Annotated in this window: 18 protein-coding genes and 3 pseudogenes; 11 read left to right on the top strand and 10 right to left on the bottom strand. The window is 52.4% G+C overall.

Annotation, left to right across the window (positions count from 1 at the left end; genetic code table 11):
• The first annotated feature begins 99 nt into the window (after positions 1–99).
• The gene (locus AAG834_RS05475; protein ID WP_049229922.1) at positions 100–501 is read left to right on the top strand and encodes a c-type cytochrome; all 402 of its coding nucleotides are present in this window, start codon (positions 100–102) and stop codon (positions 499–501) included.
• Positions 502–580: 79 nt separating this feature from the next.
• On the opposite strand, the gene rpoH is transcribed toward AAG834_RS05475, so the two are convergent.
• From rpoH to cueR, 6 genes and pseudogenes are all read right to left on the bottom strand, one after another.
• Positions 581–1,444, bottom strand: a complete 864-nt coding sequence (rpoH, locus tag AAG834_RS05470; RefSeq protein WP_003744881.1) for an RNA polymerase sigma factor RpoH — start codon at positions 1,442–1,444, stop codon at positions 581–583.
• A gap of 273 nt (positions 1,445–1,717) precedes the next feature.
• On the bottom strand, positions 1,718–3,259 hold the full coding sequence (gene lnt, locus AAG834_RS05465; RefSeq protein ID WP_342031508.1) for an apolipoprotein N-acyltransferase: 1,542 nt from the start codon (positions 3,257–3,259) through the stop codon (positions 1,718–1,720).
• Positions 3,260–3,340: 81 nt separating this feature from the next.
• Positions 3,341–4,207, bottom strand: coding sequence for a DUF808 domain-containing protein (locus AAG834_RS05460; protein WP_342031507.1), 867 nt, complete (start codon positions 4,205–4,207; stop codon positions 3,341–3,343).
• A gap of 94 nt (positions 4,208–4,301) precedes the next feature.
• Complete coding sequence (locus AAG834_RS05455) at positions 4,302–4,568, bottom strand: hypothetical protein (protein ID WP_342031506.1); 267 nt, start codon at positions 4,566–4,568, stop codon at positions 4,302–4,304.
• Positions 4,569–4,647: 79 nt separating this feature from the next.
• Positions 4,648–5,022, bottom strand: a pseudogene (locus AAG834_RS05450) (transposase); the annotation flags it as partial.
• 10 nt (positions 5,023–5,032) lie between these two features.
• Complete coding sequence (gene cueR, locus AAG834_RS05445) at positions 5,033–5,425, bottom strand: Cu(I)-responsive transcriptional regulator (protein WP_070515000.1); 393 nt, start codon at positions 5,423–5,425, stop codon at positions 5,033–5,035.
• A gap of 147 nt (positions 5,426–5,572) precedes the next feature.
• Between cueR and AAG834_RS05440 the strand changes: the two genes are divergently transcribed.
• From AAG834_RS05440 to hisH, 3 genes are all read left to right on the top strand, one after another.
• A complete protein-coding gene (locus AAG834_RS05440; RefSeq protein ID WP_003674677.1) occupies positions 5,573–5,782 on the top strand; it encodes a heavy-metal-associated domain-containing protein in 210 nt (69 codons plus the stop codon).
• A 99-nt stretch (positions 5,783–5,881) separates the two neighbouring features.
• Positions 5,882–8,044 (top strand): heavy metal translocating P-type ATPase, encoded by a 2,163-nt coding sequence (locus AAG834_RS05435; RefSeq protein WP_342031505.1) that lies wholly within the window; start codon positions 5,882–5,884, stop codon positions 8,042–8,044.
• 245 nt (positions 8,045–8,289) lie between these two features.
• Entirely contained in the window at positions 8,290–8,934 is a 645-nt protein-coding gene (hisH, locus tag AAG834_RS05430) for an imidazole glycerol phosphate synthase subunit HisH (RefSeq protein ID WP_342031504.1), read from the top strand.
• 232 nt (positions 8,935–9,166) lie between these two features.
• Here hisH and AAG834_RS05425 read toward each other — a convergent pair whose 3' ends face one another.
• The 4 genes and pseudogenes from AAG834_RS05425 to gshA form a co-directional block, all read right to left on the bottom strand.
• A complete protein-coding gene (locus AAG834_RS05425; protein ID WP_070514996.1) occupies positions 9,167–9,886 on the bottom strand; it encodes an SDR family oxidoreductase in 720 nt (239 codons plus the stop codon).
• Positions 9,887–10,001: 115 nt separating this feature from the next.
• Positions 10,002–10,064, bottom strand: a pseudogene (locus tag AAG834_RS05420) (transposase); the annotation flags it as partial.
• Between the two features lie 370 nt (positions 10,065–10,434).
• On the bottom strand, positions 10,435–13,209 hold the full coding sequence (gene gyrA, locus AAG834_RS05415; RefSeq protein ID WP_342031503.1) for a DNA gyrase subunit A: 2,775 nt from the start codon (positions 13,207–13,209) through the stop codon (positions 10,435–10,437).
• A 251-nt stretch (positions 13,210–13,460) separates the two neighbouring features.
• Positions 13,461–14,813, bottom strand: coding sequence for a glutamate--cysteine ligase (gene gshA, locus AAG834_RS05410; RefSeq protein WP_342031502.1), 1,353 nt, complete (start codon positions 14,811–14,813; stop codon positions 13,461–13,463).
• Between the two features lie 267 nt (positions 14,814–15,080).
• On the opposite strand from gshA, the gene leuC reads away from it, so the two are divergent.
• The 7 genes and pseudogenes from leuC (at position 15,081) to AAG834_RS05375 (ending at position 20,091) form a co-directional block, all read left to right on the top strand.
• Positions 15,081–16,490, top strand: coding sequence for a 3-isopropylmalate dehydratase large subunit (gene leuC / locus AAG834_RS05405; RefSeq protein WP_003765512.1), 1,410 nt, complete (start codon positions 15,081–15,083; stop codon positions 16,488–16,490).
• 121 nt (positions 16,491–16,611) lie between these two features.
• A complete protein-coding gene (locus AAG834_RS05400) occupies positions 16,612–16,833 on the top strand; it encodes a hypothetical protein (protein ID WP_049224328.1) in 222 nt (73 codons plus the stop codon).
• 110 nt (positions 16,834–16,943) lie between these two features.
• Positions 16,944–17,308 (top strand): annotated as a pseudogene (locus AAG834_RS05395) (VOC family protein).
• Positions 17,309–17,363: 55 nt separating this feature from the next.
• Complete coding sequence (gene leuD / locus AAG834_RS05390; protein WP_342031501.1) at positions 17,364–18,005, top strand: 3-isopropylmalate dehydratase small subunit; 642 nt, start codon at positions 17,364–17,366, stop codon at positions 18,003–18,005.
• Between the two features lie 104 nt (positions 18,006–18,109).
• Positions 18,110–18,778, top strand: a complete 669-nt coding sequence (locus AAG834_RS05385) for a DUF2625 domain-containing protein (protein ID WP_342031500.1) — start codon at positions 18,110–18,112, stop codon at positions 18,776–18,778.
• A 90-nt stretch (positions 18,779–18,868) separates the two neighbouring features.
• Positions 18,869–19,594 (top strand): SH3 domain-containing protein, encoded by a 726-nt coding sequence (locus AAG834_RS05380; protein WP_342031499.1) that lies wholly within the window; start codon positions 18,869–18,871, stop codon positions 19,592–19,594.
• A 35-nt stretch (positions 19,595–19,629) separates the two neighbouring features.
• A complete protein-coding gene (locus AAG834_RS05375) occupies positions 19,630–20,091 on the top strand; it encodes a YhcH/YjgK/YiaL family protein (protein ID WP_342031498.1) in 462 nt (153 codons plus the stop codon).

Genomic DNA, 20,091 nt, shown 5'->3' with positions numbered 1-20,091 from the left:
TACATTTGATTTAAGTCTAAGGTCGTCTGAAAAATCTGTTTTCAGACGACCTTTATTGTATTATCAATAAACAGACCATACCGATAAAAAGGACACATCATGACCACAACAAAAAAAATATTGGCGGCTGTAATTTTTACCCTGTCCGTCCACAGCTCCTTTGCCGCCGATGCTGCCCAAATGACGCAAGGCCAAAAGATTTATGAAAGCAACTGCGCCGCCTGCCACGGTAAAAAAGGGGAAGGCAGGGGAACCATGTTTCCCCCTCTTTACCAATCGGACTATATTATGAAAAAACCGCAGGTATTGCTGCAAAGCATGACCAAAGGCATCAACGGCCCCATCAAAGTCAACGGTAAACCTTACAACGGCTTTATGCCCGCGACCGCCATCAACGATACCGATCTCGCTGCCGTTGCCACCTATATCATGAATGCGTTTAACAACGGCGGCGGTACCATTACCGAAAAAGACGCCAAACAGGCTAAAGCGAAAAAATAAGGCATTTATACAAAAAAGGTCGTCTGAAACCAATATTTCGGGTTTCAGACGACCTTTTTCCTTCTACTGAACTGTTTTTTTAAACCGCTTCCGCTTCTTCCGCGAGGAAACCGCGCAGTTTTTGCATGGCTTTGGCTTCGATTTGGCGGATGCGCTCGGCAGATACGCCGTATTCGGCTGCCAGCTCGTGCAGAGTCAATCCGCCATCGTCTTGCAGCCAGCGGCTTTCTACGATGCGACGGCTGCGGTCGTCCAGTTGCGCCAATGCGTTTTGCAGACCTTCGGTTTGCAGGGCGTAATGGGCTTGTTTGGACAGTTGGCGGCTGGGTTCGGCATCGTGGTCGGCAAGCCAGTCGATGGGGGCGAAGCTGTCTTCGTCATCGTTGTTGTCCGCCATAATGGCGATGTCGTGTCCGGTCATGCGTTGTTCCATTTCCATGACTTCGGACAATTTGACGCCCAAATCGTCGGCGATGTCTTGCGCTTCTTTCGGAGACAAGGCATTCAGGTTTTTACGCATGCTGCGCAGATTGAAGAACAGTTTGCGTTGCGGTTTGGTGGTCGCTACGCGCACCAGTCGCCAGTTGCGCAGGATAAACTCGTGGATTTCGGCCTTAATCCAGTGTACGGCGAATGAAAACAGGCGTGCGCCACGGCTGGGCTCGTAACGTTTGACCGCTTTCATCAGTCCGATGTTGCCTTCTTGAATCAGGTCGGCTTGGTTCAGGCCATAGCCGTCGTAGCCTCGTGCGATGGAGACGACGACACGCAAATGGGAAAGAATGAGTTGTTTGGCGGCGTTAAGGTCGCCTTTTTGCTGACGCTCCGCGAGTTGGCTTTCTTCTTCGGGCGTCAACATAGGAATGCTGTTAACAGTGTGAATGTATTGCTCAAGGCTGCCGTTGCCGCTGTGAATGACGGGTAATGCAAAGGCGTTGTTCATAAGAGGTGCTTTCCTTTATATGATGCAGAGACTGTTGTTTACTTGTTGTTTGCCGTGCAGTATATCACTGCCTGTTGCCCTATCGTATGCTGTCAAATGCCTTTTTCTGTAAAAGACTGTTTGATAGGTGAATTTTTATCTTTTATAAAATTCGATTGATTTTGAAAATTTGACTGGTTTACTGGGAATAAGTTCAGTATATTACAAACATTCTTGTATGTAAATAATAAATTTCAAGAAAAACGGCATTATAAAAAGACCGCTTTTTCAAACTCAATCTGCTTGTTTCCTGATTAAAAACAGCGCGATGGCAATAATCGACAATACCCCGATCAGCCACAGCGAACCGCCTGCCTTCATATAAGGGGTTTCGCCGACATAGCCTTTGACATGCCCTTCCAAGACGGCATCGGTATTGGGTTCGCTCTCGGCGATGATGCTGCCTTTGGGAGAAATAATGGCGGTTGCACCGGTATTGGTGGCACGGACCATATAGCGTCCAAGCTCCATCGCGCGGGCTTGGGATTGCTGGAGCTGTTGGTACATCGCGTTGGAATCGCCGTACCACGCCATATTGCTGACGTTGGCAAGCAGCGTAGCGTTTTTGGCAGTAGCGATGAGTTCGTCGCCGAAACCGTCTTCATAACAGATATTAAAGGCGACTTTTTGACCTTTCATGGTTAAGGGAGCTTGTGCTACCCCGCCGCGACGGAAGTCGGCAAGCGGCATATTCATCAGCTTATACAGCGGTTCGGTCAAAAAAGGCAGCGGTTTATATTCGCCAAAGGGGACCAGATGATTCTTGGCGTAATACGGGAGGTCGTCTGAAATATCATCGTAGTCGCTCAAATTGATTACGGCGTTTTCGTATCCGCTGCCGTCGGCAGTGTATTGACCGATACCGACAGCCAACGCGCTGCCGTTCGTGCGCGCCTGTTCGGCAAACTGGGTCAGGATGTTTTCCGGCAAATCCTGACGCATCACAGGCAACGCGGTTTCAGGCAGGATAACGATGTCGGCGGATGTTTTGCTGATTTGACCGTAGTATTTCTGAATCGTGGGGACAACTTGTTCTTCGTCCCATTTCAGGCTCTGCTCAATATTGCCCTGCACGAGCGCGACGGTACTGGTGCTGCCGTCGGGTTTGGTAAAGTCGGTTTGCTGGGCGATATAGCCGACGGTACACAACATGACAATCATGCACATCGGCAGCAGGCGCTGTTTCAGACGACCCGTATTGTCGATCAGCAACACCAGCCACGCGCTGACAAATGCCGTCGCAAGCGTGACCAGATGAATACCGCCCAAAGGTGCAAAGCCGGCAAGCGGGCTTTCTTTGACGATTTGCGAATAGCCGAGCGCGCCCCAGCCGAAGCCGGTAAATAAGCGTTCACGGGCAAATTCCGCCAGAGTCCACAAAATCGGCAAAACGATGCCGACCTTAACCCAACGCGGCAGATGAAATTTCTTCCACAACCAAAAACAGGCGGCAGGATACAGCGCTAGAAACGCAGGCAGCAGAAAAGTCAGCGGAATCGCGTATAAATTAGGCAAGCCGGAAACATCGTGCAGCGCGGTATGTATCCAATAAAACTGTGTCGTATAAGCAATCAGCCCAAACAGATAGGCGGTGGAAACAGCAAAACGCGGACGCAGTTCAATCAGTCGGATCAGCGCGCCAAACAGCAGGGGCATCAGCCAAAAATGGTAATACGGCGCGAAAGTCAACGGCGTGGCGGCGGCAATCAGGATCACCAACGGCCAGTACAGCACAGGATGCTGCCAATATTGTTCGAGTTTACGGAAAATGTTCATTGCAGAGAAAAGAAAATAAGAGGTCGTCTGAAAATACAGCCTCAACAAAGTTGAACCATTTTCAGACGACGTATCGGTTGTTTAGTGTTTTTGAAATAGCTTCATCAAAGGCAACGCTACGGCGCAGGCGATGGCACCGGCAATCAGCCCGACGGCAAGGTTGGCGATATGCTCCATCAAGCCGCTGCCCCAATGGTGCGCGTGTAAGAAATCATGCAAAAAGCCCAAGTTGTGCGCAATCAGACCACCGCCGACAAGGAACATGGCAAGCGTACCCACCACGCTCAAACCGCGCATGAACCAAGGCATAAAGGCAATCAAGCCCTGTCCGACCGTTTGGATGCCCGTACTTTTTTGACGCATCAGCAGCATACCGAAGTCGTCGAGTTTGACGATAACACCGACCAAACCGTACACAAAAACCGTCATACCGACGCCGATTGCCGTCATCACCAGCGAACGGGTCATCAGGTCATATTTTTCGACCACGCCCAAAGCAATAATAATGATTTCGGCAGACAGGATGAAATCCGTACGAATCGCGCCTTTAATTTTGGTTTTTTCGTCCAGCGTTTCGGCGGCAGCCTCCTCGTCTTCATGCGCTTCGTGGCGGTGTAAAAACTTATGCAGCAGCTTTTCCACGCCCTCGAAACACAAATAAATCCCGCCTATCATCAATAAAGGCGTAATCAGCTTCGGCAAAAAGGCGGACAGCAAGAGAGCCAACGGCACCAAAATCAGCTTGTTCACCAAAGAACCTTTCGCCACCGCCCAAATAATCGGCAACTCGCGTTCCGCCGACACGCCCGTAACCTGATTTGCATTGAGCGCCAAATCATCGCCGACCACGCCCGCCGTTTTCTTGGCGGCCATTTTAGTCATCAGGGCAACGTCGTCCAAGACAGCGGTAATATCGTCCAAAAGGGTGAAAAGCGAGGCAAATGCCATGATATATTTCCGAAAAAGGGTCAGATTGAAGAAGCCGGCTATTATAACCGAGAAAGTATGACACCGAAGGCTTTCAGACGACCTTTAATGGAAATTAACGGAATTTGGCGCGGCTTAATTGAAAACCTGCCGCATCGGCATAAAATATGCGTATCTGCGAGATTTTAAATCTGACAACAAGCCCTCTGCCCCACTCAAAAAGGTCGTCTGAAAACCGCCCTCCCCTTTTGAACTGCACCCCAAAAGTTGGACACATCCCCTCCAACTCACAAGGTGCAGTTTTTTTATGAGCAGAGACCTTTGCAAAAAAGCCCTTCCCCCGACAGCCGAAACCCAAACACAGGTTTTCGGCTGTTTTCACCCCAAATCACTCCTAATTTTACCCAAATACCCCCTTAATTCTCCCCGGATACCCCATAATCAGGCATCCGGGCCGCCTTTTAGGCGGCAGCAGGCACACTTAGCCTGTTAGCCACCTTCAACAGGTTTAAACACATTGCCTTCAGATGGCTTTGCGCACTCACTTTGAGCAGACCAAAATAGGCTGCCCGGGCGTAGCGGAATTTACGGTGCAGCGTACCGAAGCTTTGTTCGACCACATAACGGGTCTTCGACAAATATCGGTTGCGCTTCGTTTGCGCTTCCGTCAGCGGACGGTTGCGGTGGGCTTTGCGCATAATGCCGTCCAACAACTGATGCTCTTTTAGATGTTACCGGTTTTCCTTACTGTCATAGCCTTTGTCGGCATAGACGGTCGTACCTTCGGCAATTCCTTCCAGCAAAGACGACAGATGGTTGCACTCATGGGTATTAGCTCCAAGCCGCCTAACGCTCCTCCAGCCCGGCCAAAATCGCACAATCCGGGCAGTCGTCTCCCGCGCAGGCATCGTGCCAGCGTTGCAGCTCGGCCACCATGCCCTGCAAGCGTTCGATTTTGGCTTCCAGCTCGGCGATGTGCCGCGCGGTGAGCGTTTTCACTTCGCGGCTGGTGCGCTGCGGGTTGTGTTGCAGGCTCAAAAGCTGCCCGATCTGCGGCAGCGAAAAGCCCACTTCCCGCGCATGGCGGATAAAGCGCAGCCGGGCAAGGTCGGCCTGTCCGTAGCGGCGGTAGCCCGCTTCGCTGCGCGCGGCCGGGGCGATTAGGCCGTGCTTTTCGTAGTCGCGGATTTGTTTGGCGGAAAGGCCGCTCTCGACCGCGGCCTGGCTGATGTTCATCATGATGCTTGACCTTTACTTCGGGTGAAGCTTTATAGTGGCGGCACTTAGCGGGAAAGCAAGAGCAGACCCATCATTTCAGGCTACCTGAAAGCTTTGGCTGCAACGGGCTTTAAAACCTCAGCCTCATTCCAACAGAAAGGAAACCCTATGCAAACCATCACATTAAACATCGAAGGCATGACCTGCGGCGGCTGCGTGAAAAGCGTTACCAGCATCCTCGAAGGCGTAAACGGCGTGGACAAGGCCGAAGTGAGCCTGGAAAACAAGAACGCCGTCGTGGAATTCGACCCCGCCCAAACCAACCCCGCCGCGCTGATAGAAGCGGTGGAAGACGGCGGCTTTGATGCGGCTTTATAAATCGAATCGCAACAAATCGACTGCAACACCCCAAAGGCTACCTGAAAACCCTGCTCCGCTTTTTTCAGGTAGCCCAACCACATTCAGAAGGAAGAAACCATGCAACAAAAAGTCCGTTTCCAAATCGAAGGCATGACCTGTCAGGCCTGTGCTTCGCGCATTGAGAAAGTGTTGAACAAAAAAGACTTTGTCGAATCGGCGGGGGTGAACTTCGCCAGCGAGGAGGCGCAGGTGGTGTTTGACGACAGCCAAACCTCCGCCTCCGATATCGCCAAAATCATCGAGAAAACCGGCTATGGCGCGAAGGAAAAGACGGAAGACGCGCTGCCGCAGCCGGAAACGGAACCGCATATCGGCTGGCGGCTGTGGCTGCTGTTCGCCATCAATATCCCGTTCCTTATCGGCATGGCGGGGATGATGATTGGTCGGCACGATTGGATGATTCCGCCGGTATGGCAATTCGTGCTGGCGAGCGTGGTGCAGCTTTGGCTGGCAATCCCGTTTTACAAAAGCGCGTGGGCGAGTATTAAAGGCGGGCTGGCGAATATGGACGTACTCGTTACCATCGGCACGGTGTCGATTTATCTGTATTCCGTCTATATGCTGTTTTTCAGCCCGCACGCGGCGCACGGCATGGCGCATGTGTATTTTGAAGTAGGCGTGATGGTGATTGGTTTTGTGTCGCTGGGCAAATTTTTGGAACACCGCACCAAAAAATCCAGCCTGAACAGCTTGGGCTTGCTGCTGAAACTCACGCCGACCCAAGTCAACGTGCAACGCGATAGCGAATGGAAACAACTGCCCATCGACCAAGTGCAAATCGGCGACCTAATCCGCGCCAACCACGGCGAACGCATTGCCGCCGACGGCATTATTGAAAGCGGCAGCGGCTGGGCGGACGAGAGCCACCTCACCGGCGAATCCAATCCCGAAGAGAAAAAGGCGGGTGGCAAAGTGTTGGCGGGCGCGCTGATGACCGAAGGCAGCGTGGTGTACCGCGCTACGCAGCTCGGCAGCCAAACCCTGCTCGGCGACATGATGAACGCGCTCTCCGAAGCGCAAGGCAGCAAAGCGCCGATTGCGCGCGTGGCGGACAAGGCGGCGGCGGTATTCGTGCCTGCCGTAGTGGGCATCGCGCTTCTGACTTTTATCGCCACTTGGCTGCTTAAGGGCGATTGGACGGTCGCGCTGATGCACGCCGTTGCCGTTTTGGTGATTGCCTGTCCGTGCGCGCTCGGTCTGGCGACGCCCGCCGGGATTATGGTCGGCATGGGCAAGGCGGTGAAACACGGCATTTGGTTCAAAGACGCGGCGGCGATGGAAGAAGCCGCCCACGTCGATGCCGTCGTGTTGGACAAAACCGGCACGCTGACCGAAGGCAGACCGCAGGTTGCTGCCGTTTATTGCGTTCCCGACAGCGGCTTTGACGAAGACGCTTTGTACCGCATCGCTGCCGCCGTCGAACAAAACGCCGCCCACCCGCTCGCGCGCGCCATCGTCTCCGCCGCCCAAGCGCGCGGCCTGGACATACCCGCCGCACAAAACGCGCAAACCGTTGTCGGCGCAGGCATTACCGCCGAAGTCGAAGGAGTGGGTTTGGTGAAAGCGGGCAAAGCCGAATTTGCCGAACTGACCCTGCCCGAGTTTTCAGACGACGTTTGGCGCATCGCAAGCATCGTCGCTGTTTCCGCCAACGGCAAACCCATCGGCGCATTCGCACTCGCCGACGCATTGAAAGCCGATACCGCCGAAGCCATAGGTCGTCTGAAAAAACACGGCATCGACGTTTACATCATGAGCGGCGACAACCAAGGCACGGTCGAATATGTCGCCAAACAACTGGGCATCGCACACGCCTTCGGCAACATGAGTCCGCGCGACAAAGCCGCCGAAGTACAGAAACTCAAAGACGCCGGCAAAACCGTGGCGATGGTCGGCGACGGCATCAACGACGCGCCCGCACTCGCCGCCGCCAACGTCAGCTTCGCCATGAAAGGCGGCGCAGACGTTGCCGAACACACCGCGTCCGCCACGCTGATGCAGCATTCGGTCAACCAGCTCGCCGATGCCCTGCTGGTGTCGCAGGCGACGTTGAAAAACATCAAGCAAAACCTGTTTTTCGCCTTCTTCTACAACATATTAGGCATCCCGCTCGCCGCACTCGGCTTCTTAAACCCCGTCATCGCAGGCGCGGCCATGGCGGCAAGCTCGGTGTCGGTGTTGAGCAATGCGTTGAGGTTGAAGCGGGTAAAGATTGAGTAATATGGGAAAGGTCGTCTGAAACAAGGCTTTCTCTTTCAGTTGCCCCTATTTCAGACGACCCATCATCCTGTAAACGATATAAAGAGCCAAGTTTTCAAACTTGGCTTTGTAACATATATAGTGCCGCCCTACCCTCACCGCCGCTCAACGCAACGATTTGCCGCGTTCGGGGTTTGCTATAAAATCATTACCATCGCAATGCCCTTCCCCGCCTTGCCCCGTTATCCAAAAATCAAGGAGAAAACATGAAAACCGCTATTGTCGATTACGGCATGGGCAACCTGCATTCCGTCCTCAAATCCGTACAGGCCGCGCAAGCCTTGTCCAGCAAAGCCGCCGAAATTTACCTGACCGCCCGCCCGGAAGACATCCTTGCTGCCGACAAAATCATTTTCCCCGGTCAGGGCGCGATGCCTGACTGCATGGCGGCCCTGCGGCAAAGCGGTTTGGGCGATGCAGTGGAAGACGGATTGAAAAACAAACCGTTTTTCGGCATCTGCGTCGGCGCGCAATTATTGTTTGAACACAGCGAAGAAGGTGACACTGCCGGACTGGGCTGGTTTAAAGGCCGGGTCAAACGCTTCGCCGCCAACCAAACCGATGCACACGGAGGTCGTCTGAAAGTGCCGCACATGGGTTGGAACACAGTACGCCAAACCCGCCCGCACCTGCTGTTTAAAGACATCGGACAAGAAACGCGCTTTTACTTTGTCCATAGCTACTACTTCGCCCCCGAAGACCCCGAAACCGTCCTTGCCACCAGCGAATACCCGCACGAATTTGCCTGCATCGTCGGTAAAGACAATGTGTTCGCCACCCAGTTCCACACGGAAAAAAGCCACGACGCGGGACTGTTGCTGTTGCGTAACTTCTTGGATTGGCAGCCCTAGCAGTCTGTTTATAGCAAAAGGTCGTCTGAAATTTTTTCAGACGACCTTTCGTATCTCAAACTCAGATTCAGTTAAAAACCAACACTTCTTTTCTATTCACAAAAAAATCGTCTGAATACCAAACTTGATTTCAGACGACCTTTTGCATCGCTTGCCTGACATAACGATAATATTTTAAAAATCAAAACTCGGCAGTCATCGAAGGATAATTTTGCCGCGTTACCGTTCAAGCCTAGAGGTACACAATCTCGCCGCTACGCCCTTTGCTTTCCTGACTTGCCCACCACACAAACTGCGGCAATACATCGGTATAGTTTTTACGTTCGCTTTTCGACTCGCCCGGATGGGACTTAATGCGTTGCGGCGAGTTAATCGGGCCCGGAATCAGAACATTGGCGCGCAGGTTGTCAAAACGTTCCCACTCGTCGGCAGCAACTTTGCACAAATAATTCAATGCGGCTTTAGACGCGCCGAATCCGCCCCAATAAGCCTTGGGATCTTCGCCATGACTCTCTCCGACAAAAATCACAGAGGCATCGGAAGATGCTTTGAGCAAAGGCAGCATCGCGCGTGTCAAACCCATCGGCGCGACGGTGTTGATCCGGTATTGGTTGACCCATTCCGATACAGTCTGGAAATCCAAAGGAGAAAGCGCATAGAAATAGCTGGCGCAATGTACGATACCGTCCAAGCGTCCGCCGGTCGCCTCGGAAATGGTTGCGGCGAATTGGTCGAATTCCTTTTCTTCCGCGCTCATTAAGTCGAAGCAGATGGCAAAGGGTTCGGGATAGCCGGCATCGACAATGGCATCATAAACTTTTTCCAACTTCTTTTGATGACGCGCCACCAAAATGACGGTCGCGCTGGCCGCCGCATAAGCCTTGGCAACCTGCTCGCCCAAACCTTGGGACGCGCCGGTTACCATGATGATTTTATTGGATAAAGTTGACATGATTTCTCCATTTTTTAGATTTATAGTGGATTAACTTTAAACCAGTACGGCGTTGCCTCACCTTAGCTCAAAGAGAACGATTCTCTAAGGTGCTGAAGCACCAAGTGAATCAGTTCCGTACTATCTGTACTGTCTGCGGCTTCGTCGCCTTGTCCTGATTTAAATTTAATCCACTATATCAATAAATTATCGAAAATCTGAAAGAAGGCTGAGACAGGGCGGGTATATTAAAAAACCGATTTTGAAACCATTTTGGTTTATTGCCTGCTCACCCACTCTTTCTATTGAAATAGAAACGATGAACAGGCAATCGTTCAGCCGATATTCTTAATATAGTGGATTAACTTTAAACCAGTACGGCGTTGCCTCGCCTTAGCTCAAAGAGAACGATTCTCTAAGGTGCTGAAGCACCAAGTGAATCGGTTCCGTACTATCTGTACTGTCTGCGGCTTCGTCGCCTTGTCCTGATTTTTGTTAATCCACTATATCGTGAAACCTATCGTTTCAGACGACCCTGCCAATCGGCTCCGGTCAATCGGAAGCTTGATTTACGCTTCGCCGCTATCAGTATCCGATACGGTGTTCTCAGCTTCATTGCCTTCCGGATTTTCCGCCTCGGGATTTTCATCTTCCGCTTCTTCGGCAACACGTTCCAGCGATACCAAGGTTTCGCCTTCGTCCAGATTAATCAGGCGCACGCCTGCTGCGGCGCGGCCAGTTTCGCGGATTTGTTCGACTTTGGTGCGGATGAGGACGCCGCCGCTGGTAATCAGCATCAGGTCGTCGGTTTCACCGACCAAGGTTGCGGCGACCAAATCGCCGTTGCGCTCGCCGGTGTTGATGGCGATATTGCCTTGTCCGCCTTTGTTTTTACGGCTGTAATCGGCAATCGGGGTACGTTTGCCGTAGCCGTTGGCGGTGGCGGTCAGCACTTGCAAATCGCTTTGCGCGGCTTCGGGGGCAAAGGTAATCAGGCTGACGATTTTGCCGTCGGCAGGCAGGCGCATACCGCGCAGGCCGCCGCTGCCGCGACCGGACGGACGGACGCCGTGTTTGCCGCTTGGCAGGGCATTTTCGTTGTCAGCGGTTTCGTCTTCGAGGTCGTCTGAAATTTCGGTTTCGATGTCGGCATCTTCTGCTTCGTCGTTACCGGATTTTTCCCAGTATTCGTTGAAACGGATGGCTTTGCCCAAGTTGGAGAACAGCATGATGTCGTCCGAGCCGCTGGTTTGGGCGGCGCCGACGAGGTAGTCGCCTTCTTTGAGCGCGATGGCTTTGATGCCTTGGCTGCGGACGTTTTTGAAGGCGGAAAGCTGGACTTTTTTCACCATGCCTTGCGCGGTGGCGAAGAAGACGTATTGGTCTTCGGGGAACTCGCGCACAGCGAGGATGGCGCTGACTTTTTCGCCTTCTTCCAACTGGATGACGTTGTTAATCGGGCGGCCGCGGCTGTTGCGTCGGCCTTCGGGCAGTTTGTAAACCTTAATCCAGTGGCACTTGCCGAGGTTGGTGAAACACATCAAATAGTCATGCGTGTTCGCAACGAACAGGGTTTCGATGAAGTCTTCGTCTTTGGTGGCAGCCGCCTGTTTGCCGCGCCCGCCGCGACGCTGCGCCTGATAGTCGGTGGTCGGCTGGGTTTTGATATAGCCGCCGTGGGTCAGGGTAACGACCATTTCGCGTTGCGGAATCAGATCTTCATCGGCAATGTCGCCGCCGAACGGGTTGATTTCGCTGCGGCGCTCGTCGCCGAAATTGGTTTTGGTTTCTTCCAATTCTTCGCGGATGATTTGGGTGATGCGTTCCGGCTTCGCCAAAATGTCCAAATAGTCGATGATTTTTGTCATGATGTTTTTGTAGTCGCCGACGATTTCTTCTTGGTCAAGGCCAGTCAGGTTGCGCAGGCTCATGCGCAGGATGGCGTCGGCCTGGATTTCGCTCAGATAATAGCCTTGTTCCTGTAAGCCGAGGTTGGCGGGCAGGCCTTCGGGACGCGCCATGCGCAGGTCGAGGTCGGTACGGCTCAACATATCTTCCACCAAACCGCTGCGCCATGCGCGGGACAACAGTTTTTCTTTGGCTTCAGGCGCGTCGGCGGATTCTTTAATCAATCGAATCATCTCGTCGATATTGGACAGGGCGACGGCTTTACCTTCGGCAATGTGGCCTTCATGACGCGCTTTTTTCAGGCGAAACAAAGTGCGGCGGGTAACGACTTCGCGACGGTGGCGCAGGAATTCCGCCAAAATCTGTTTCAGGTTCAACAGGCGCGGCTGACCGTCCACCAAAGCAACCATGTTGATGCCGAAACTGTCTTGAAGCTGGGTGAGTTTGTAGAGTTGGTTTAAAACGACTTCGGCGTTTTCATTGCGTTTCAATTCGATAACGACGCGCATGCCGGATTTGTCGGATTCGTCGCGCAGGTCGGATACGCCTTCCAATGTTTTTTCGCGCACCAACTCGCCGATTTTTTCCACCAGTTTGGCTTTGTTCACCTGATACGGAATTTCGTCGATGATGATGGCTTCGCGTTCGCCGTTTTTACCTATGGGTTCGATATGGGTTTTACCGCGCATAACGACGCGGCCGCGGCCGGTTTTATAGCCTTCGCGCACGCCGCTCAAGCCGTAGATGGTTGCACCGGTCGGGAAATCGGGCGCTTGAAGGATGTTGATCAATTCGTCGATTTCAGTTTCGGGTTCGTCCAAAAGGCGCAGACAGGCGTTGATGGTGTCAGTGAGATTGTGCGGCGGAATGTTGGTCGCCATACCGACGGCGATACCGGACGAACCGTTAACCAACAGAGCGGGGAAGCGGGTCGGCAACACCAGCGGCTCGTGTTCGCTGCCGTCGTAGTTCGGTCCGAAATTGACGGTTTCTTCTTCGATGTCCGCCAGCATTTCGTGGGCGATTTTCGCCATGCGGATTTCGGTATAACGCATTGCCGCGGCGCCGTCGCCGTCAACCGAACCGAAGTTGCCCTGACCGTCGATTAAGACGTAGCGCATCGAAAAATCCTGTGCCATGCGCACGATGGTGTCGTAAACCGCGGAATCGCCGTGCGGATGGTATTTACCGATGACGTCGCCGACAATACGCGCCGATTTTTTGTAGGCGGCATTCCAGTTGTTTTTCAGCTCGTGCATGGCGTAAAGCACGCGGCGGTGCACCGGCTTCAAACCGTCGCGCACATCGGGCAGCGCGCGGCCGACAATCACGCTCATGGCGTAATCGAGATAGCTTTTGCGCATTTCGTCTTCAAGGCTGACGGGCAGGGTTTCGAGTGCGAATTTATGGTCGTTGCGGATAGTTGCGTCGGTCATGGTTTTCTTTATTTCGTATGGCAAAAATAGATGGGAATTTTAGCATAAAACCGTGCTTTTCGGGCTTTTTGCATCCCTTTCGAATCATATGGCGAATAAACTGATTTTTTGCCATAGCTGCCGTACTCCCGTACCGTCCGCGGCTTGTTGCTTTAATGGTTACCTGCTATTCCTACCTGCCCACATAAAAAGGTCGTCTGAAAACTTAAACTATGATTTTCAGACGACCTTTTACTATTTTAAGTAATCATTTACGGAGCGGTTTGTTCCAACTCAAGCGCGGCGGCAAGCAGCGACAGTCGCGCCATCACGCCGTAAACGTAGAGGCGGTTGTGTTCGTTGTCCACATCACAGTCTTTCTCGGAGCGCAGCATGCCGAGCGAGTCCCATTGTTCGAATACGCGTTTGCAGGCTTCGGGGGCTTCTTGAGAGTTGTCGCCGCTGCCGGTGGGGATACTGTTCGACAACGGAACGAACACCATACCGCCGGCGTTGAGGTTTTCGTCCGCACCACGCCCTTCGTGTACGCGGAAAAAGCCGCCGATAACGAAACGGTCCATCATATAAACAACGGGTTCGCACACGGCGCCATTCATGGTTTCATAGGTATAAATGCCTTCTTGGACAATCACTTCGCTGACTTCCAAGCCTTCTTTCACCTTCGCCATTTTGTTGCGGTTTTTGCGGTTCAATCCGCGCACTTCGTCGGCGGATTTGACGCTCATCACGCCCATGCCATAAGTACCTGCGTCGGCTTTGACAATCACGAAAGGCCGGTCGGTAATGCCCAATTCGTCGTATTTGGCTTGAATTTTTGCCAGCACGCGTTCTACCGCTTCCGCCAACGCATCTTCACCTTCGCGCTCTTGGAAGTCCAAACCGCCGATTTTTTCAAAATACGGGTTAATCTGCCATTCGTCGATGTCAATCAGCTTGGCAAATTCGGCGGCGACTTGGTTGTATGCGCTGAAATGCTCTGTTTTGCGGCGCGTCGTCCAACCGCCGTGCAGCGGAGGCAATACGGTTTGGTTGATGCCTTTGAGAATGTCGGGAACGCCCGCGGACAAGTCGTTGTTCAACAAGACGACGCAAGGCGAGAAACCGTCTGCAAGATGGACGCGCTCGCGGGTACGCAATAAGGGCTCCAGCAGGATTTTATCGCCCAACGCGGTTTCAAATTCGGTCGGTTCGGTAACTTCCGGATTCAGGCTGCCCAAACGGACTTCATACCCTGCCGAGCGCAAAATCTCGCTGAGTGCGTAAACGTTTTGCAGGTAGAATGTGTTGCGGGTATGGTTTTCGGGAATAATCAATACGGATTTTGCCGTTTCGCAAGCGCGTTGTACCGCATCTTGAGCCGCCACTGCCGCCAGCGGGATGAAATTCGGATTCAGGTTGTTGAAACCGCCAGGAAACAAGTTCATATCAATAGATGAAATTTTGTAACCGGCATTGCGGATGTCGACCGAACCGTAAAATGGCGGGCGGTGCGCGTTCCATTGCGAACGGAACCATGCTTCGATTTTGGCGTGGTTGCACAAGATTTTCGCTTCAAACGCCTGAAGTTGCGACAGATGTTCGGCAGCCATAACCGGTAATTTCATTCTCTATACCTCTGTTGTCGGATGTAGGATACGGATGGAAATGATAGTGCTTTTTTAGGCGGTACGACAAGCATTGTTTCAAATAAAATACCTCTTTTTGTCAACAATTCTACAATTTGTCTAATTTTTGAAAGTTATTTTTAGATTTTTATGTGAAAATGTAGAAATTAGACAAGTTTCTATTGCACTACCCCTATAAAAAGCCTAAAATCCGCCCATTAAAACAAACCATCTACTCCTATTATTAATAAGCAAAGATAACCCATCATGAGCGCACAAACCCTCTACGACAAACTCTGGAACAGCCACGTCGTCCGCGAAGAAGAAGACGGCACTGTCCTGCTCTATATCGACCGCCATTTAGTGCACGAAGTCACCAGCCCGCAAGCATTTGAAGGCCTGAAAATGGCGGGACGCAAGCTGTGGCGTATCGATAGCGTCGTCTCCACCGCCGACCACAACACCCCGACCGGCGATTGGGACAAAGGCATCCAAGATCCGATTTCCAAGCTGCAAGTCGATACTTTAGACAAAAATATCAAAGAGTTCGGCGCACTCGCCTACTTCCCGTTCATGGATAAAGGTCAGGGCATCGTTCATGTTATGGGTCCGGAGCAAGGCGCAACCCTGCCCGGCATGACCGTCGTCTGCGGCGACTCGCACACCTCTACCCACGGCGCATTCGGCGCGCTGGCACACGGTATCGGCACTTCCGAAGTCGAACACACTATGGCGACCCAGTGTATTACCGCGAAAAAATCCAAATCCATGCTGATTGCCGTTGAAGGTCGTCTGAAACCGGGCGTTACCGCCAAAGACGTCGCCCTCTACATCATCGGACAAATCGGTACGGCAGGCGGTACGGGCTATGCCATTGAGTTCGGCGGCGAAGCCATCCGCAGCCTTTCGATGGAAGGCCGCATGACCCTGTGCAACATGGCGATTGAAGCAGGAGCGCGCTCCGGCATGGTTGCCGTCGATCAAACCACCATCGACTATGTCAAAGACAAACCCTTCGCACCCAAAGGCGAAGCATGGGACAAAGCCGTCGAATACTGGCGCACGCTGGTTTCCGACGAAGGCGCGGTATTCGACAAAGAATACCGTTTCAAAGCCGAAGACATCGAACCACAAGTAACATGGGGCACATCGCCTGAAATGGTTTTGGACATCAGCGGCAAAGTACCGAATCCTGCCGAAGAAACTGATCCCGTCAAACGCAGCGGCATGGAGCGCGCCCTCGAATACATGGGTTTGGAAGCCGGCACGCCGCTGAACGAAATCCCCGTCGACATCGTATTCATCGGCTCCTGCACCAACAGCCGCATCGAAGATTTGCGCGAAGCCGCCGCCGTCGCTAAAGGCCGTAAAAAAGCCGACAACGTACAGCGCGTGTTAATCGTTCCCGGCTCCGGCTTGGTTAAACGGCAGGCGGAACAAGAAGGCTTGGACAAAATCTTCATCGACGCCGGTTTCGAATGGCGCGAACCAGGCTGCTCGATGTGCCTCGCCATGAACGCCGACCGCCTCACTCCGGGCCAACGCTGCGCCTCCACCTCCAACCGCAACTTCGAAGGCCGGCAAGGCAACGGCGGGCGCACGCACTTGGTCAGCCCCGCTATGGCTGCCGCCGCCGCGGTAAACGGTAAATTTACCGACATCCGTACTATGGCATAATCTTTCAGACGACCTCATCAATAAAGGTCGTCTGAAAACACGTTGCTCAAGCAAATCTCCCTATCGTTGCGCAAAACGTCTGAAACCTTTTCAATCATTTATCACTTGAAAGGAATCCATTATGAAAAAACTTTTTGCATTGGCTGCCGCAGCTTTCATCTTGTCTGCCTGTTCCAGCACATGGTCCGGAGCAAAAGATGATACCAGCCGCAACTGGGATAAAACCAAAGAAACCGCCGGTCATGTAGCCGACAAGACTGAGGAAGCCGTTAAAAAAGGCGGCAATGCCGTAGGTCGCGGCATGACTCATGTCGGCGAAAAACTTGAAGCCGCTACCGAATAAACCGGCAACCAAGGTCGTCTGAAAAATCCAAACCTTTTTTCAGACGACCTCTTACCCTACATCAATAAGGCATCCAGAAATATTCAGCATCTCATAAAAAGGAAGAAACCATGAGCAATCCGTCAAGCTGGTTTGGTATTCACGCCCAAGATTTGGATCGAGCCAAAGCGTTTTACGAATCTGTCTTCGGCAAACCTTTGCAAGATATCGGCGGTAACGGCTTCCGTTTCATCATTTTCCTGCCGATTACACGCAACACGGTACTGCCGGCATGATTTGGCACGACAGCAACGCCCAACCCGGTCACGGCGGTACAACCATTTTCTTCAATTGTCCGGATTGTGCCGAGACCGCAGAAAAAGCCGTTTCGGCAGGGGGAAAATTGTTGCAGGGAAAATTCCCCATCGCCAACGGCTTTGCCGCCTTTATCGAAGATACCGAAGGCAACCGAATCGGTTTGCACAGCACACGTTAACCCAATCCGCCAAACAGCCACAGTTTTTTTCACATTATTCCTATAAGAACCTGACATGAAAGCCTTTACCAAAATCACCTCCATCGTCGCCCCGCTCGACCGCAGCAACGTCGACACCGACGCCATCATACCCAAACAATTTTTAAAATCCATCAAACGAAGCGGCTTCGGTCCCAATGCCTTTGACGAATGGCGTTACCTCGACCACGGCGAACCGGGCATGGACAACAGCAAACGCCCGCTGAACCCCGATTTCTCGCTGAACCAGCCGCGTTACCAAGGCGCACAAATCCTGTTGACGCGCAAAAACTTCGGCTGCGGCTCCTCGCGCGAACATGCCCCTTGGGCATTGGATGACTACGGTTTCCGCGCCGTCATCGCCCCCAGCTTCGCCGACATCTTCTTCAACAACTGCTACAAAAACGGCCTCCTGCCCATCGTGTTGACCGAAGAACAAGTCGACCAGCTCTTCAAAGAAATCGAAGCCAACGAAGGCTATCAGCTCTCCATCGACCTTGCCGAACAAACCCTGACCACACCTAGCGGCGAAACGTTCAAATTCGACATTACCGAACACCGCAAACACTGCCTCTTAAACGGTTTGGATGAAATCGGCTTAACCCTGCAACACGCCGACGAAATCCGCGATTTCGAAGAAAAACGCCGCCAAAGCCAGCCTTGGCTGTTTAACGGTTAAAACAGCAGGCAGCCTGCAATGATTGTGCAGGCTGCCTGTTTTTTGTGCGTCAGACCAAATGCAGAGAATAGAAACCCTCTCCGCTCATTTTCAATTAGTCCCAAATGAAAACATTATCCGAACTCATCAATACCGCCGCCCCCGCATGGCCGCTGATTCAAGAGTGGCTTACTGAAGCTGCCCATCCTGTGGAAATCCTGCCGCGCGATTCTGCCGCTGCAGAAGCCGAACTCTTAAAAACCCAAGTAACAACACGTTCATTTATGGGTGCGGTCGTTTATGAAACCGGCGGCATCCTGATTGACGACGGCTGGTTGCGGATACTGGGTTCCGGCAGCGCAAAACTGCCTCGCGGACTGGGAAGCTGGAATCTCGGCCGCACACAATCCGAACCTGCCGCGCCCGCGCCCTATTACCTGATTGCCGATGACGCCGCAGGCGGCTACTTTGCCCTCAACGGCGGCGGATTGGACGGCACACCCGGCAATGTTTTCTACCTCCCGCCGGATACGCTCGAATGGGAAGATTGCGAAAAAGGCTATGGCGATTTCTTGCATTGGGCATTAGTAGGCGACCTGCAGATGTATTATGAGAACCTACGCTGGCAAAATTGGCGCGAAGAAATCCGCAATTTGAGTGGTGACAGTGTTTATACGTTCTTTCCATTTTTATGTACTGAAGAAGGTAGCGACATCAACCAAGTCAGCCGCAAGCCTATCGCCATTGCCGAACATTATGCTTCCACTTTAGATTTACAAAAATCTATCCTATAAGGAATGCTTTTTCAGACGACTTTTTTATCAAAGCCAAATTTGGCGGGAAATATAACCTGAGATATATAAAACCATTCACTCACGACCACCATGAAAAAAATTATCCTGCTCCCTATACTTTTTATCAGCCTCGCCGCACATGCGGAATTCTCAGAAATTCAAGATCCTGACGGATACAGCAACTTACGCGAAAAACCGAACGCCCAAAGCCGAATCCTGACCAAAATTCCAAACGGTACCCATGTTTATACCCCCGAGATGGACGGAAAGCTTTATTTAGAACACGGTTGGCAGATGACCTACGATTTGCGCGGCAAAAAAAGGCTAGATGGCTGGGTGCATACTTCGCGACTGATTCCGTTGTCGCGTTATGAAAGCATCCCCGTTACGGCCACTGCCGACGGCTTTACCTGCCAAAAAAACGGTATGGGCGTGCGCATTAAATCGGAACGTTTCAACTATAAGAAAGAAAAACATCTGTTTACACACGATCAATACGGACTTTCCCATTATCGCAGAAAAGAAATGTTCGGCACTGACGGTACAATTCCATTCAGCCACTATCGTGAAATTGCCTTTTTCCGCAACGGTAAAACACAAATCGCTCCCCGAGCCCAATATGACCACCTGTTCAACCCATATTTTGAAAAGGCAGGCGATAATACGCAACTGAGCCACTGTTACTACCGCGCTAAAGACGATACCCTTTTCTTAACGACCATCATCGGAGATGGTGCCGCCTATACTGAAGTCTTATTTGTCTTCCGGCAAGGCATCTTGAAGAACGTATTGGCTTCGCTACACCCTGAGGTTTAATTTTCAGACGGCCTTTTTATCTCTTCCTTCAAAACATGATTACCGACATCATCAGCAACGCCACCCGCTACGCCGCACTGCACCCCGACTTCGCCGACGCCGTCCGGCTGTTGCAAACGCTGGATTTCGCCGCCCTGCCCGACGGACAAGTGCCGTGCGCAAACCCAAACATCCGCCTCTTTATCGGCAGCGAACTGATGAGGAGCAAAGCCGATGCCAAGCCGGAAGCGCATTTGAAACATATCGACATCCAAGCCCCCATCAGCGGGGAAGAAACCTACGGCTGGATAGACAGAGGTCGTCTGAAAAACGGTTTGGGCTACGACGAAAAGCGCGACATCGAATTTTTCGACTGCGAACCGGAAACTTGGCTCACGCTCCAACCGGGCGAGTTCGCCCTCTTCTTTCCCAACGACGCGCACGCCCCATTGGTGGGCGAAGAAAAGTCCATACGCAAAGCCGTATTTAAAATCCGTATCGAAGCAGAACGCTACTGA

The sequence above is a fragment of the Neisseria sp. Marseille-Q2251 genome (genome assembly GCF_940793045.1).
Classification (GTDB): Bacteria; Pseudomonadota; Gammaproteobacteria; order Burkholderiales; family Neisseriaceae; genus Neisseria.
Note: the sequence above shows the minus strand (reverse complement) of the source record. Positions and strands in the feature narration are given on the sequence as shown.